We start from the raw sequence: 13853 nt of genomic DNA on the forward strand, positions 1-13853 counted from the left end.
AAACAGCCGGCTACTCCGGGCGCTGGTTTCCATTTGTGGTGGGTGGAAGAGGTGCACCGTGCAAAACACGGTGCACGGCATCTGCGGGGTCATCCACCAGCTGGATCAGATCAAGGTCCTTCTCCGAAACCATGCCTTCGGCCACCAGGGTCTCCCGGATCCACTCGATCATGGGTCCCCAAAAGCGAACTCCGAGCAGAACGATGGGGAACGAGGTCACCTTGCGGGTTTGGACCAGGACCATTGCCTCGAACAACTCATCGAGAGTGCCGAGCCCACCGGGAAGCACCACGAAGCCCTGCGCGTACTTGACGAACATGGTTTTGCGGGCGAAGAAATACCGGAAGTTGATGCCCAAATCCACCCATTGATTGAGTCCCTGCTCGAACGGCAGTTCGATGCCCAGGCCCACAGAAACACCGTTGCCTTCCACGGCGCCCTTGTTGGCAGCTTCCATGGAACCGGGTCCGCCGCCGGTGATCACTGCCACGCCGGCTTCTGCAAGCTTGCGCCCCACATCCACGGCCATCTCGTAATACTCGGTTCCGGGTTTGGTTCGGGCTGAACCGAAGACGCTGACGGCAGGCCCCAGATCCGCCAGGGCACCGAAGCCCTCCACGAACTCACTCTGGATCCTCAGGACACGCCACGGATCGGTGTGGATGAACTGCCCGGCACCGCTGGTATCCAACAAATGCTGGTCCGACATTCCCGTGTCCGCTTGTTTGCGTCGGAGCTCAAGGGAGCCCTTGTGCTTGGCGGGTGCGATCTCCGATGGGAGCGGCACATGGGTGCCCGTGACGCGACCGTTGGCATCCGGGCGGGGAATGGGGTGCTGGCTCATGCTCATTGCCCAAGGCTAACGCGGATGACGGCGTGCTCCGCGGCAGCGACCCGCTCTTTGCATTGCAGTCTGGTATATCGCTGTGGGGCAGGTTTCTGTTCAGTCACGATCTTCAGGAAGTTGCCGTGACCGTGGTCATATTTGCTTCTTTGTTCGCTAGATTCGTCGTATGACTACTCAAGCGTCCGGCGATGCCCTCGTCTCCCTGAACGGCGTCAATAAGCACTACGGTCAATTGCATGTCCTCAAAGACATCAACCTCCAGGTTCAGAAGGGTGAAGTCGTGGTGGTTATCGGTCCTTCCGGATCCGGTAAATCCACTCTCTGCCGTGCGATCAACCGTTTGGAAACGATCGACGACGGCGACATCGCCATCGACGGGAAGAAGCTTCCCGAAGAAGGCAAGGACCTCGCTCACTTGCGTGCCGACGTCGGCATGGTGTTCCAGTCCTTCAACCTGTTCGCCCACAAGACGATTCTTGAGAACGTCACGCTGGGTCCCATCAAGGTCAAGAAGGTAGCCAAGGGCACGGCGGACAAGGAAGCCATGGCTCTCCTTGAGCGTGTAGGCGTGGGGCACCAAGCCCCGAAGCTTCCCGCCCAGCTCTCCGGCGGCCAGCAGCAGCGTGTGGCTATCGCCCGCGCTCTTGCCATGAAGCCGAAGGTGATGCTGTTCGACGAGCCAACGTCCGCGTTGGACCCCGAGATGATCAACGAAGTGTTGGACGTCATGATCCAGTTGGCCAAGGAAGGCATGACCATGATCGTGGTCACCCACGAGATGGGCTTTGCCCGCAAGGCCGCTGACCGCGTGGTGTTCATGGCCGACGGTCAGATCGTGGAGGACGCGACCCCCGAGGAATTCTTCACCAACCCGAAGAGCACCCGTGCCAAGGACTTCTTGTCCAAGCTCTTGACCCACTAGCTCCTTACTGCCCGCACCCCCGGCCGTAAGGCGGCCACCCAATGAAAGGAACACCATGAAGTCTCTTATTACCCGGAGGAAGTCACTCCTGGTGGCCGCATCGGCTGCACTTGCCCTCTCGCTGAGCGCTTGCGGCGGCAGCAGCGGAACCACCACTCCCCCGGTTGCCTCGGCGAGCTTCGAAGCCGGCACCACCATGGAGAAGCTCAACAAGGCCGGGACCATCAAGATCGGTACCAAGTTCGATCAGCCTTTGTTCGGCCAGAAGGGCCTGGACGGCAAGCCAGTCGGTTTCGATGTTGAAATGGGCAAGGCAATCGCCGCCAAGCTGGGAATCGCTCCGGACAAGATCGAATGGGTGGAGACCGTCTCCCAGAACCGTGAGTCGTTCATCGAGCAGGGACGCGTCGATCTTGTCATCGCCACGTACACCATCAATGATGCCCGTAAGGAAAAGGTCGCCTTCGCCGGACCGTACTACGAAGCAGGCCAGGCTCTGCTGGTGAACAAGGATGACACCTCCATCACCAAGCCCGAAGATGTCGCCGGCAAGAAGGTCTGCTCCGTGACGGGTTCCACCCCGGCCAAGACCATCGCCGAAAAGTACGGTGCTGAGGTAGTCCCAGCCGCCACCTACACCGCCTGCCTGGAGCCGCTGCGCAACAAGCAGGTTGTCGCGGTCACCACTGACAACGTCATCCTCGCCGGCTACGTCGACAAGGAGCCGGACGCCTTCAAGCTCGCCTCGGATGAAACCTTCACCAAGGAGCCTTATGGCATCGGCCTGAAGAAGGATGACACCGTCTTCCGCGCCTGGATCAACGATCAGCTTGAGGGATTCGCCAAGGACGATACCTACAAGAAGGCTTGGGAAGCCACTGCAGGCAAGGTCATCAAGACCGCCCCTGAACTTCCTACGATCAACCGCTACTAGTCGGGACCCGTCAACTGCCGCCGCCCCCTCGGGTGGCGGCAGTTGACGAATCCAGGACCCTGTTCCCTGATTAGCTGCAGCCAAAGGAAGCCATGGACGCCGTCATAGCAAGCCTCCCCGAATATTGGGACGGATTTCTCCGAACCCTCTATCTTTCCGTAATTTCAGGAATCATTGCCCTCATTGTCGGCACACTCCTGGCGGCCATGAGGGTTTCCCCCGTGGCAGCACTTCGCGGTTTCAGCATGTTCTATGTTGAAGTGGCACGTAACACCCCGTTGACCATCATTTTCTTTTTCGCCGCCATTGTTCTGCCCAGGTTGGGCGTTAAGTTTGAACAATTCGAAGTTGCCGCCATCATCGCGTTGAGCAGTTACACGGCCGCCTTCATTGCCGAAGCCGTCCGTTCCGGCGTCAACAGCGTGCCTGTGGGCCAAGCAGAAGCTGCCCGCAGCGTCGGCATGACCTTCACACAGGTTTTGGGCTTCATCGTCCTCCCCCAAGCCGTACGCACGGTGATACCCCCGCTGATCAACATCCTGATTGCACTGGTCAAGAACTCCTCGGTGGCCGGCGCGTTCTTCGTCCTGGAGCTTTTCGGCTACGGCCGCCAGCTCTCCAACGACTACGGCAACCAAGTCCTCTGGATCCTCCTCGGGGTGGCTTTCTTCTACCTCTTGATCACAGTTCCCCTGGGACTCCTGGCGCACTTTGTTGAACGAAAGGTGGCGATTGCCCGATGACATCGGTCCTTTACGACGTCCCCGGGCCCAAGGCCCGCCTCTATTCGCTCATCGGCTCCGCCGCCGGCGTTCTGATCATCCTTGGCATCCTGGCCATCGCCGTCACAACCCTGGCACAACAGGGCATTTTCGACGCCGACCGCTGGGCCATCTTCTACGGCCCCATGGCACCGGATGTATGGAACCTGATCGGCCAAGGCATCCTCTCCACCCTGGCCGCTGCTGCTGTGGCTGCCGTGATCGCGTTCCCTCTGGGCATCGCGCTCTGCCTCCTGCGTATTTCCTTGATTCCCTGGATCCGGATTCCCACCCAGGTGGTACTCGAGTTCCTCCGCGGCATGCCCGTGGTTCTCATGATGTTGTTCGTCCTGCTGGTCTTCGCAACCGGTCAGTTCCAGGCTGTTGTGGTGGGTCTGACCCTTTACAACGCCGCCATCTTCGCTGAAATCCTGCGTGCAGGAATCCAGTCCCTCCCCAAGGGACAACGCGAGGCTGGCTTGGCCATCGGCCTCCGAAGCTTCCAGTCGCGGATGTCCATCGAGTTCCCTCAGGCCGTGCGACGCATGCTTCCGTCCTTGGTTGCCCAGTTGGTGGTTCTGCTCAAGGACACCTCGCTCGGCTACATCGTGGGCTACGAGGAATTGCTGCGGAAGATCCAGATCATGGCGGACTTCCTGGGCCCGGACTTCCTGTTCCCGGCGTTCTTCGTGGGCGCTGCAATCTACATCCTGATCAACCTGACGGTGTCACGGATTGCGATCATGATTGAGCGCCGCGGTTCCAAGAAGGCCGCCGGCGGGGTGGCTCCCCCCAGTCTCCGGACAGGGCTTGTGGTGGGCGGTAACGACCCCGTTGCGAAGGACTCGGTGGAGGGTCCGAACAAGGCATAACCAGTAATAAAGATGAGGGTCCGCAGCCACCAGGCTGCGGACCCTCTTCTTTTGCTGCGGGGATGCCCTTGACGGACTACGGTGTCAGCCAGGTCCTCAGTGCACGGAGGCATTCACGGATGGCGTCGGCGTCGACGTGCTCGTTGTCCTTGTGCGCCAACAGAGGGTCACCGGGACCGAAGTTCACCGCCGGGATGCCCAGTTCACTGAAACGCGCGACGTCGGTCCACCCGTATTTGGGTTTGGGCTCGGCGCCCACTGCGGCAACGAAGGACGCGGCGGCGGGGTGGTTCAGTCCGGGCCTCGCGCCGGCAGCAGCGTCCGTGCGGACGACGTCGAATCCTTCCAGAAGGTCCCTGACGTGGGCCTCGGCCTGGTCCGGGGTCTTGTCCGGGGCGAAGCGGTAGTTGATTTCCACCACGCATCGATCCGGGATGACGTTGCCCGCAGTTCCACCGTTGATCTTTACCGCGTTGAGGCTCTCGCGGTAATCGAGGCCGTCCACGTTGATGGTCTGCGGCTCGTAAGCGGCGAGCCGCGCAAGGATGGGTGCTGCGGCGTGGATCGCGTTGACGCCCATCCAGGCACGCGCAGAGTGGGCTGTTTCGCCGATGGTGGTGGCTTCGAAACGGCTGGTTCCGTTGCAACCGCCTTCCACCGTGCCGTGCGTGGGCTCCAAAAGAATCGCAAAATCACCCTTCAGCAGATCTCCGTGGTTCCGCACCAACCTGCCGAGGCCGCTCTTGACCGCTTCCACCTCTTCATGGTCATAAAAGACGAAGGTGACGTCTTTATCCGGCTGCCGACCGTCGTCGAAAAGTGTTGCCGCAAGTGCCAGCTGGACCGCCACGCCGCCCTTCATATCCGTGGTGCCGCGGCCATACAGCACGCCTTCACCGGGAACACCGGATTCCCAGGTGGCCGGAACGGTGCCCAGCGAACCTTCAACAGTAGGCAGGGGCACGGTGTCCAGATGTCCCGCCAGGATGACGCGCTCCGAGCGGCCAAGTTCCGTACGCGCAATGATGGCGTCGCCGTCACGGGTCACGGTGTAGGCGGGAATGGCGCGCAGGGCGGACTCGACGGCGTCGGCGAGCTCGGTCTCGTTGCCCGAAACGCTGTTGAAGTCGATGATCGCGGCCGTCAGCAAGGCAACATCCTGGCGAAGGTCAAGGAGGGCGGGAGCAGAGTTCAAGGTCACCCGTCCAGCCTAATCCCCGGAAACAACCACAAATGCGACTTCTACGGCATGAGACGGGTTTTAACCGACCTCTGCCTGCTGGATAGACTTGGCCCATGACTGAAACTGCTTCCTCTGCTGTGCCCGCAACCGCGCCCACCAACCCCCGGTCGGCTTATGGCTTCGGCCTCGCCACCATCGCCACCTCGGCTTCCGGGGAAGCAACCGTGCTGGACGTCTGGTACCCCGCACCCGCACTTGGTGTTGCGGCCGATACCCTGCGCGACGTTGAGAACGCCGATCCCGCACTCACTGCGCTGGCCAACGACGGCAAGGATGCCGATCGTGGCACGGAGCAGAAAGTGGTCTTCGCGCAGATTGACCTCGACGCCGCCCCCGCAGACACTGCCGATGCGTACCTGCGTTTGCACCTCCTCTCCCACCGGCTGGTCAAGCCGAACAGCATCAACCTGGACGGCGTCTTTGGCAAGCTGCCCAACGTGGTGTGGACCAACTTCGGCCCCGCCGCGGTTGACGGCTTCGAACTGACCCGAGCGCGCCTGCGCAAGCGCGGCAACGTGGTGGTTTACGGCGTGGACAAGTTCCCGCGGATGGTCGACTACGTGGTGCCCGCCGGTGTGCGCATTGCCGACGCCGACCGCGTCCGGTTGGGTGCCCACCTCGCCGAAGGCACCACTGTCATGCACGAAGGCTTCGTGAACTTCAACGCCGGCACCTTGGGTACCTCCATGGTGGAAGGCCGCATCTCGGCAGGCGTGGTGGCCGGCGACGGCACGGACGTCGGCGGTGGAGCGTCCATCATGGGCACTCTCTCTGGTGGCGGCAAGGAAAAGATCTCCCTGGGCGAGCGTGTCCTGCTCGGAGCCAACTCCGGTGTGGGCATCAGCATCGGCGATGACTCCGTTGTGGAAGCCGGCCTGTACGTCACCGCTGGTACCCGGGTACGGGTTCCGGGCCCCAAGGACGAGAACGGCGAGGACACCAGCCAGATCATCAAGGCCGTGGAGCTCTCCGGCGTCCCCAACCTCCTGTTCCGCCGCAACTCCACCACAGGCGGCGTGGAAGTACTTCCGCGCAAGGGCCAGACGGTGGAGCTGAACGAGGCTCTCCACGCCAACTAGCAGGAGACACTCAATGCGCCGGTTCCGCCGCGCCATCGTTGCGGTGCTGGCCTTGGCCCTCGTAGCAGGTGCCATTTACGCAATAGTTGCAGTGCTGCAGCGCTCCGAGACACTGGTCACGGAGCGCTGCTTCGCCGTAGCCGGCCCTGAAAGCCACGAGCTCGCCACGGACCAGGCTGCGAACGCTTCGCTCATCACTGCAATTTCCGTTCAGCGGGGACTTCCACCGCGCGCGGCAACTATTGCCTTGGCCACGGCCATGCAGGAGTCCAGGCTGCGCAACATCAATTACGGCGACGACGCCGGCCCCGACTCCCGGGGACTGTTCCAACAGAGGCCCTCGCAGGGCTGGGGAACCGAGGAACAGGTCATGGACCCTGTCTACGCCGCGAATGCGTTCTTTAATGGCCTCATCAAGGTTCCAGGCTACGAATCCATGGAGATCACCCAGGCCGCCCAAGCAGTCCAACGTTCCGCTTTCCCCCGCGCCTATGCCCAGCATGAAGGCATGGGCAGGGCCTTCGCTTCTGCTCTCACCGGGCACTCCGAGGCCGCGCTGAACTGCGAACTGCGCATGCCCGAAGCGGCTGGTGACCCTGCCGTCGTCGTCGATGAACTCACGACGGCGTTCGGCACCCAGGCGGCCACGGTTCAGGGCCGCTCGGTTCAGCTGGAGATGGGTGGAACACAGGCTTGGGCGGTGGCTCATTGGGCAGTGGCAAACGCCAAGACGTTGTCCATTACGCAGGTGGATGTGGCTGGCCAGACGTGGAACCGGGAGAAGCGGGACGGCTGGCAGCCCTCCGCCGCGCCCGCTGGGACGGTAACCATCACTGTTTCAGCGCCGGCCACCTGACTTTTAGGCGAGAATCTCCACCACGGGTTGGACATAGCTGCGGAACACCTCGGGCTCGGAGAGCAGCTGGTGGCTCATGATCATGGTGCTTGGTTCCAGATACCAGGCCCGGGGCTCATTGAGTGGCAGTTCAATGATGGTGAGTTCGAAGTCCCGGGAACTGCGTCCGACCTCCAGGAGCCTGTCCTCCACCATTTCGTTCAGAACCTGCGTCACCCCGTTGGCTGCACGGGCGGCCTCCAGGTTGGCATACTCGTCGATCCTGTCGGTGGCCCATCCCAGCGCTGAGCCAAAATGTGCCTGCAGGACGCGCTGGAGTGCAGGTGAGTTACCAAACGCCTTGAAGCTGGGCGGGGACAACTCAGGAGCCGGATGGGGATAGGACTTCACCAGGCTCTCCCACCACGCCTCCCACTCGGTCTTCAGCGCCGGGATACCTCCAACATCAGAGGTGAGGTGTTTGTGGTCCGCATGCCGTACTTTTGGAGCGGCGTGCGAGAGGGCGGGTTTTCCGGCACCATCCAGTCCCGCTACGTCGCGCAAGTACAGGGCTATGAGCATAGGTCCGGATGTATCCATGGTGATGCGCCATCCCGGGCCACCTGACTCGTGCATGCGAATTCCTCCCTTTGGCAGGTCCCCGACATGTTCCAGTCTATTCCCCATGACCCCGGACGGTCATGGCGCGATCCGGCTCCTACGGGCCCGCAAGCCTCATCAACCCTTAGCCGCTGGCAGGGACGGCCCTGAGAGACCGCAGGTGAGCCGTGAGGACGTCGCTGCACATCTCTGCTGTCATCCACTCGGGCTGCAGCAATGCGTGCATGCACAAGCCGTCCATGGTGGCCAGGAGCCTTTCCGCTTCAGTCACGAGCGATTGCTGTGCGTCAGCTTCAGCCGGGTTCAGGATCATGATGAGGCGACCAACGACGGCGGCCACGGCGCGGTGGCTGCGTTCGGCTTCGGCGGCCAGGACGGGCTTGATCCGGGCAGCATGCCGGAACGCCATCCACACGCAAGCGTCCACCGCGAGCTCTTCGTCCAGGGGCAGGAACTGACCGAGGAGGTTCAGCACCGCATGGTGTTGCTCGGGGCTTTCCGGCTCCGCATCCTCGACTGACGCAAGTGCAGCCTCAAGACGCCCTGCTATGCGATCGATGACTGCCCCGAAGGAAAACACCAGAAGCTCATCGCTGCTGGCGAAGTAGTGCCGCACCGAGCCAACAGCCAATTCTGCTTCGTCAGCCACTTCCCTGAGGGATGCGCGTTCCAAGCCGTCGCTGGCTATGATCCGGAAGACTGCTTGGACAACTTCATGGCGCCGGGCTTCGGCATCAACAATTTTGGGCACTAATTGTTTTTAGCACGAACGTGCTTCAACACCGCTCAACACAGAGCGGCGTGGCTCCGATTTCCGATAGCGTAGGGACCATGAAAATTCTTGTCACGGGTGGCACCGGCTACATCGGTTCCCACACCGTTTTGTCCCTTCAGGAAGCCGGCCACGACGTCGTTGTGCTTGATAACCTCGTGAACTCCAGCGAGGAATCCCTCCGCCGGGTTTCGGAGCTCACCGGCAAAACCGCCGCCTTCCACAAAGTGGACCTGGTGGACGAGCCTGCGGTCGAGGCCGTCTTCGACCAGCACCAGATTGACGCTGTGATCCACTTCGCCGGACTGAAGGCCGTCGGCGAGTCCGTGCAGGAGCCCTTGGCCTACTACTACAACAACATCGTAGGCACCCTGAACCTTCTCCGTGCCATGGACAAGCACAACGTGCGCTCCATCGTCTTCAGCTCCTCCGCCACGGTGTACGGCGAGCACAACCCCATCCCCTACATCGAGAAAATGGAAATCGGGGCCAACAACCCGTACGGCCGCACCAAGGAGCAGATTGAGGACATCCTCTCTGACTTGGGCAACGCGGACGACCGCTGGCATATCGCACTGCTGCGCTATTTCAACCCCGTGGGTGCACACCCGTCCGGCCGCATCGGCGAGGACCCCCAGGGCATCCCCAACAACCTCGTCCCCTTCATCGCGCAGGTAGCCGTTGGACGCCGCGAGAAGCTCATGGTCTTCGGCGGCGACTACGACACCCCCGACGGCACGGCCCAGCGCGACTACATCCACGTGGTTGACCTGGCTGATGGGCACGTAGCAGCTCTGAACTACATCGCTGAGCGCGCCGGCGTCCGCCGTTGGAACCTCGGCTCCGGCCGCGGATCCTCCGTCCTGGAGGTCCTGCGGTCCTTCGAGAAGGCCGTGGGCCAGTCGATTCCTTACGAGATCACGGGCCGCCGCGCAGGCGACCTTCCCGCCTTCTGGGCGGACGCTTCCTCCGCCCTCGCGGACCTTGGATGGTCCACCACCAAGACCGTGGACCAGATGTGCGAGGACCACTGGCGCTGGCAGAAGAACAACCCTTACGGGTACAACGCCTCTCAGCCCGCCGCGGCGAACAACGCCTAGCCAGCCGCAGGCACTGGGGCGAGAAACGCCTTAGCAACCAACGACGGCGGCCGCCCACCTCGCGCGAGGTGGGCGGCCGCCGTCGTGATTGACGCTCTTGACGTATCAGTTGGCCGGGTAGTTGCGCTCCGGCTCCCCTGTGTAGAGCTGCCGCGGACGGCCGATCTTCGTCTGGGGATCGTTGATCATTTCGCGCCACTGGGCAATCCAGCCCGGCAGGCGTCCAATGGCAAAGAGGACAGTGAACATCTTCTCCGGGAAGCCCATGGCCTTGTAAATGAGGCCGGTGTAGAAGTCGACGTTCGGGTACAGCTTGCGCTGGATGAAGTAGTCGTCAGCCAGTGCCTTCTCTTCGAGGCGCATGGCGATGTCCAGCAGTTCGTCGTTGCCGCCGAGCTTGCCCAGAACTTCGTGTGCCGTTGCCTTGATGATCTTGGCGCGGGGATCGTAATTCTTGTAGACACGGTGTCCGAAGCCCATGAGGCGGACGCCGTCTTCCTTGTTCTTCACCTTCTCCATGTAGTCCTCCGGCTTGATGCCGTCGGACTGGATCTGGCGAAGCATCTTCAACACGGCCTCGTTGGCGCCACCGTGTGCGGGGCCGAAGAGGGCGTTGATACCGGCGGACACCGACGCGAAGAGGTTGGCGTTGGACGAGCCAACAAGACGCACGGTGGACGTGGAACAGTTCTGCTCGTGGTCCGCGTGCAGGATGAGCAGAAGGTCCAAAGCCTTGACGACTACCGGATCCATTTCGTACTGCTCGGCGGGAAGACCGAAGCTCAGGCGCAGGAAGTTCTCCACCAGGTTCATGGAGTTATCCGGGTAGAGCATCGGCTGGCCGATGGACTTCTTGTGCGCGTAGGCCGCGATGACCGGCAGCTTGGCCATCAGCCGGATGGTGGAAACTTCCACGTGCTCCGCGTTGAAGGGATCCAGCGAGTCCTGGTAGAACGTGGACAGCGCGGAAACAGCCGAGGAGAGCACCGGCATGGGGTGGGCGTCACGCGGGAACCCGCCGAAGAAGCCCTTGAGCTCTTCGTGCAGGAGCGTGTGGCGGCGGATCTTCTGATCGAACTCTTCCAACTCCGTGGGGGTGGGAAGGTTGCCGTAGATCAGCAGGTAGGAAACTTCGAGGAAGCTCGAGTGCTGCGCGAGCTGCTCAATGGGGTAACCGCGGTAGCGCAGGATACCTGCGTCGCCGTCGATGTAGGTGATGGCCGAGGTAGTGGCCGCTGTGTTCATGAAGCCGGGGTCATAGGCAACGGCGCCCGTCTGCTTCAGCAGCTTGGAAACGTCGTAGCCTTCGTTTCCTTCTACAACCTTGATGCGCGGCAGTTCGAGTTCGCCGCCGGCATGGCGCAGTGTCGCGCTGGTGGTCTCAGTCATGGAGTCCCCTTCATGAGGCCTCAGGGCCTCTATCGAACGCTTGTCCAACCACCTTCTGGTGCCGCCGCCTTCGGCCCTACTGTTGCAGGGCTCCAACGGCCGAAGTGCTTTCTTAGAGAAGGCCACCATTGATAGTCAGTTAAAAAGCTACCGCCAGTAACCCTACGGAACTAATCCGTACCGTCCGGTTACTGGCGGAATGACGCTATTAGTGGTGCAAGTCACAGCATTGTTATGACGCTGTGGCAAGCCGCTCCACGGCGGCATCAATTCGTTCATCGCTGCCGGTGAGGGCTACCCGGATGAATCCGTTGCCGGCATCTCCATAGAAAACGCCCGGACCTACTACGATGCCGAGTTCAGCGAATCGCGCCACTGTGTCCCACGTGGCTTCTCCGCCCGTGGACCACAGGTAGAGCCCGGCCCTGGATTCGTGGATCGTCAGCCCAAACTTCTCCAGTGCCGGAACAATCCTTTCGCGGCGTCCGCGGTACAGGTCCTTCTGGGCCAGCACGTGGCCGGCGTCGCCCAGGGCAACGCGCATGGCTTCCTGCACAGGGTAGGGAACGATCATGCCCGCGTGCTTGCGGCTGTTGACCAGATTGGCCATGATCGCGGAATCGCCCGCAACGAACGCGGCACGGTATCCCGCAAGGTTGGACTGTTTGCTGAGCGAGTAAACACACAGCAAGCCATCGGTGGATCCACCACTCACCCGCGGATCCAGGATGCTGGGGACAGCTTTCCCACCACGCTGGGCATCCCACTCGCCCCATCCCAGCTCGGCGTAGCACTCGTCCGAGGCCACCACCGCACCGAGCTCGCGGGCCTGGCCCACGATCCGCTGCAGCGACTCAACATCGCGGACGCTGCCAGTAGGATTCCCCGGTGAATTGATCCAGATCAACCGGACCTTCGCACGGGTGGCTGCATCAAGTTCATCGAGGTCATCGGCAGCAACCGCCGTGGCGCCAGCCAGGGACGCGCCAATATCGTACGTCGGGTAAGCAACGGTGGGCCGGACAACAACATCGCCGGCGCTCAGGCCAAGCAGGAACGGCAACCAGGCCACGAGCTCCTTCGAACCCACGGTCGGCATGACATCTCTGGGATCGAGTCCGGGGACTCCACGGCGGCTGGCGAACCAGTCCACCACGGCTTGGCGCAGGGCCTCGGTTCCGTGAACCGTGGGGTAGCCATGGGCGTCCGAAGCTGCGGCCAGGGCCTCACGGATGAGTCCGGGAGTGGGGTCCACCGGCGTGCCAATGGAAAGATTCACTACGCCACCGGGGTGTTTACCGGCCGTGGCAAGATACGGCGCCATGGCCTCCCACGGGTAGTCAGGCAGGTTCAGGCCAAAAGCCGGTGCCGCGGAAATCAACGAAACAACCGCCCTTAGTGGTCTTGGTTCTGCGGGGGCAGTGCGGAGATGAACGGGTGGTCCTTACCCGTATTACCGATCTTGGCCGCTCCACCCGGGGAACCGAGGTCGTCGAAGAACTCAACGTTGGCCTTGTAGTAGTCGGCCCACTCTTCCGGGGTGTCATCCTCGTAGTAAATGGCCTCAACAGGGCACACAGGTTCACAGGCACCACAGTCGACACATTCATCGGGGTGGATATAGAGGGAACGCTCACCTTCGTAAATGCAGTCGACAGGGCACTCTTCAATACATGCCTTGTCCTTGACATCCACACACGGCTGCGCGATTACGTACGTCACGTCCCAGACCTCTCCACGGTTTGTCCCGGCGATGGCCGGGGTAACACTGCCGGCATCATGCCGGGCACTCAACTTCCGAGCCTATTATCCAACAGTGCGCTAACGCCAACCTAGCCCGCGTCTTAGTATGAAACGGTGACTCCCCCGAATGTGCCGCCCCAACAATTCCTCCTCAACGCAGAACCGGGAATCCGGGTGGTGGTCCGGTACAGGATCGAAGACGGCCTGACGGACGCGCTGGGCTATCTCGTGGGAACCACTGAAGGTTCCTGCACAGTCCGGACCCGCACGTCCGACGTCGACATTCCGCTGGCAATGGTTATCGCGGCGAAAGAGGTTCCACCTCCACCGCCGCGCCGGCAGTCCGTACGCGCCTCGTCCGACTGAATGGCAGCCGGCCGATGACCACAAGCATGATTAACGTCACTCCGCCGATGCCAAAAACCCACACGTTCCCCACGGCGTCGCCCGGAATCAACTGCTTGGCAGGACCGGCTGAAGACAAAATCCCGACGACGGCGTAACTCACCACGCCTGCCACCGCCGCTGGCACCACCGAGCGGGACCAGGCAGCGAGCCACAGCTGCACTGACCCCAGCAGCAGCAACGCTGCGGCCACGCCCCAGGGGAGCTCGACGCCGGCCCAGAGTATGGTCTGACGGTGCAGCCCAGTACCGGCCAAGGCAACGAAAAGAGCCGCCAGTACGGCCGTGGCAATTCCACGGACCGCACCGGCGGCTCTTCTCATCATTCAGC

15 protein-coding genes are annotated in these 13853 nt (G+C 61.9%); 7 read left to right on the plus strand and 8 right to left on the minus strand.

What is annotated here, in order from left to right; all coding sequences use genetic code 11:
- Positions 1-10: 10 nt before the first annotated feature.
- Positions 11-850 carry a TIGR00730 family Rossman fold protein gene (locus CQ020_RS04470; protein WP_181151745.1) on the minus strand — a complete coding sequence of 280 codons (840 nt, stop codon included), beginning with the start codon at positions 848-850 and terminating at the stop codon, positions 11-13.
- Positions 851-1013: 163 nt separating this feature from the next.
- Between CQ020_RS04470 and CQ020_RS04475 the strand changes: the two genes are divergently transcribed.
- From CQ020_RS04475 to CQ020_RS04490, 4 genes are all read left to right on the plus strand, one after another.
- Positions 1014-1769, plus strand: coding sequence for an amino acid ABC transporter ATP-binding protein (locus CQ020_RS04475; protein ID WP_011775438.1), 756 nt, complete (start codon positions 1014-1016; stop codon positions 1767-1769).
- Positions 1770-1824: 55 nt separating this feature from the next.
- Positions 1825-2703: a glutamate ABC transporter substrate-binding protein gene (locus CQ020_RS04480; RefSeq protein ID WP_105690723.1), complete on the plus strand. Its 879-nt coding sequence runs from the start codon at positions 1825-1827 to the stop codon at positions 2701-2703.
- Between the two features lie 92 nt (positions 2704-2795).
- The gene (locus CQ020_RS04485; protein ID WP_011775440.1) at positions 2796-3446 is read left to right on the plus strand and encodes an amino acid ABC transporter permease; all 651 of its coding nucleotides are present in this window, start codon (positions 2796-2798) and stop codon (positions 3444-3446) included.
- Positions 3443-4336 (plus strand): amino acid ABC transporter permease, encoded by an 894-nt coding sequence (locus CQ020_RS04490; RefSeq protein WP_105690724.1) that lies wholly within the window; start codon positions 3443-3445, stop codon positions 4334-4336. The genes CQ020_RS04485 and CQ020_RS04490 overlap by 4 nt, the downstream gene beginning before the upstream one ends.
- Positions 4337-4412: 76 nt before the next feature.
- Here the strand turns inward: CQ020_RS04490 and dapE are convergent, their stop codons facing one another.
- A complete protein-coding gene (gene dapE, locus CQ020_RS04495; protein ID WP_105690725.1) occupies positions 4413-5537 on the minus strand; it encodes a succinyl-diaminopimelate desuccinylase in 1125 nt (374 codons plus the stop codon).
- Positions 5538-5632: 95 nt separating this feature from the next.
- On the opposite strand from dapE, the gene dapD reads away from it, so the two are divergent.
- Together dapD and CQ020_RS04505 are read left to right on the plus strand one after the other, a co-directional pair.
- Complete coding sequence (dapD, locus tag CQ020_RS04500; RefSeq protein ID WP_105690726.1) at positions 5633-6658, plus strand: 2,3,4,5-tetrahydropyridine-2,6-dicarboxylate N-succinyltransferase; 1026 nt, start codon at positions 5633-5635, stop codon at positions 6656-6658.
- A 13-nt stretch (positions 6659-6671) separates the two neighbouring features.
- Positions 6672-7514 carry a hypothetical protein gene (locus CQ020_RS04505; RefSeq protein WP_105690727.1) on the plus strand — a complete coding sequence of 281 codons (843 nt, stop codon included), beginning with the start codon at positions 6672-6674 and terminating at the stop codon, positions 7512-7514.
- 3 nt (positions 7515-7517) lie between these two features.
- Here the strand turns inward: CQ020_RS04505 and CQ020_RS04510 are convergent, their stop codons facing one another.
- Positions 7518-8129 carry a hypothetical protein gene (locus tag CQ020_RS04510; RefSeq protein WP_105690728.1) on the minus strand — a complete coding sequence of 204 codons (612 nt, stop codon included), beginning with the start codon at positions 8127-8129 and terminating at the stop codon, positions 7518-7520.
- Positions 8130-8238: 109 nt separating this feature from the next.
- Complete coding sequence (locus CQ020_RS04515) at positions 8239-8865, minus strand: TetR/AcrR family transcriptional regulator (protein WP_105690729.1); 627 nt, start codon at positions 8863-8865, stop codon at positions 8239-8241.
- Positions 8866-8945: 80 nt separating this feature from the next.
- Here CQ020_RS04515 and galE point away from each other — a divergent pair, with 80 nt between their 5' ends.
- Entirely contained in the window at positions 8946-9986 is a 1041-nt protein-coding gene (gene galE, locus CQ020_RS04520) for a UDP-glucose 4-epimerase GalE (protein WP_105690730.1), read from the plus strand.
- Positions 9987-10091: 105 nt separating this feature from the next.
- Here galE and CQ020_RS04525 read toward each other — a convergent pair whose 3' ends face one another.
- The 4 genes from CQ020_RS04525 to CQ020_RS04545 form a co-directional block, all read right to left on the minus strand.
- Positions 10092-11375: a citrate synthase gene (locus CQ020_RS04525; protein ID WP_105690731.1), complete on the minus strand. Its 1284-nt coding sequence runs from the start codon at positions 11373-11375 to the stop codon at positions 10092-10094.
- 232 nt (positions 11376-11607) lie between these two features.
- Positions 11608-12756, minus strand: coding sequence for a succinyldiaminopimelate transaminase (gene dapC, locus CQ020_RS04530; protein ID WP_105690732.1), 1149 nt, complete (start codon positions 12754-12756; stop codon positions 11608-11610).
- 14 nt (positions 12757-12770) lie between these two features.
- Complete coding sequence (gene fdxA / locus CQ020_RS04535; protein WP_024817464.1) at positions 12771-13097, minus strand: ferredoxin; 327 nt, start codon at positions 13095-13097, stop codon at positions 12771-12773.
- A gap of 319 nt (positions 13098-13416) precedes the next feature.
- Positions 13417-13848, minus strand: a complete 432-nt coding sequence (locus CQ020_RS04545) for a hypothetical protein (protein ID WP_105690733.1) — start codon at positions 13846-13848, stop codon at positions 13417-13419.
- Between the last annotated feature and the right edge of the window lie 5 nt (positions 13849-13853).

The sequence above is a fragment of the Arthrobacter sp. MYb23 genome (assembly GCF_002979775.1).
In the GTDB taxonomy this organism is placed as follows: domain Bacteria; phylum Actinomycetota; class Actinomycetes; order Actinomycetales; family Micrococcaceae; genus Arthrobacter.

Bases quoted from the DNA above. Each gene is read 5' to 3' on its own strand.
- CQ020_RS04470 (WP_181151745.1), bottom strand. From the start codon at position 850: ATGAGCATGAGCCAGCACCCCATTCCCCGCCCGGATGCCAACGGTCGC.
- CQ020_RS04475 (WP_011775438.1), top strand. From the start codon at position 1,014: ATGACTACTCAAGCGTCCGGCGATGCCCTCGTCTCCCTGAACGGCGTC.
- CQ020_RS04480 (WP_105690723.1), top strand. From the start codon at position 1,825: ATGAAGTCTCTTATTACCCGGAGGAAGTCACTCCTGGTGGCCGCATCG.
- CQ020_RS04485 (WP_011775440.1), top strand. From the start codon at position 2,796: ATGGACGCCGTCATAGCAAGCCTCCCCGAATATTGGGACGGATTTCTC.
- CQ020_RS04490 (WP_105690724.1), top strand. From the start codon at position 3,443: ATGACATCGGTCCTTTACGACGTCCCCGGGCCCAAGGCCCGCCTCTAT.
- dapD (WP_105690726.1), top strand. From the start codon at position 5,633: ATGACTGAAACTGCTTCCTCTGCTGTGCCCGCAACCGCGCCCACCAAC.
- CQ020_RS04505 (WP_105690727.1), top strand. From the start codon at position 6,672: ATGCGCCGGTTCCGCCGCGCCATCGTTGCGGTGCTGGCCTTGGCCCTC.
- CQ020_RS04510 (WP_105690728.1), bottom strand. From the start codon at position 8,129: ATGCACGAGTCAGGTGGCCCGGGATGGCGCATCACCATGGATACATCC.
- galE (WP_105690730.1), top strand. From the start codon at position 8,946: ATGAAAATTCTTGTCACGGGTGGCACCGGCTACATCGGTTCCCACACC.
- CQ020_RS04525 (WP_105690731.1), bottom strand. From the start codon at position 11,375: ATGACTGAGACCACCAGCGCGACACTGCGCCATGCCGGCGGCGAACTC.
- CQ020_RS04545 (WP_105690733.1), bottom strand. From the start codon at position 13,848: ATGATGAGAAGAGCCGCCGGTGCGGTCCGTGGAATTGCCACGGCCGTA.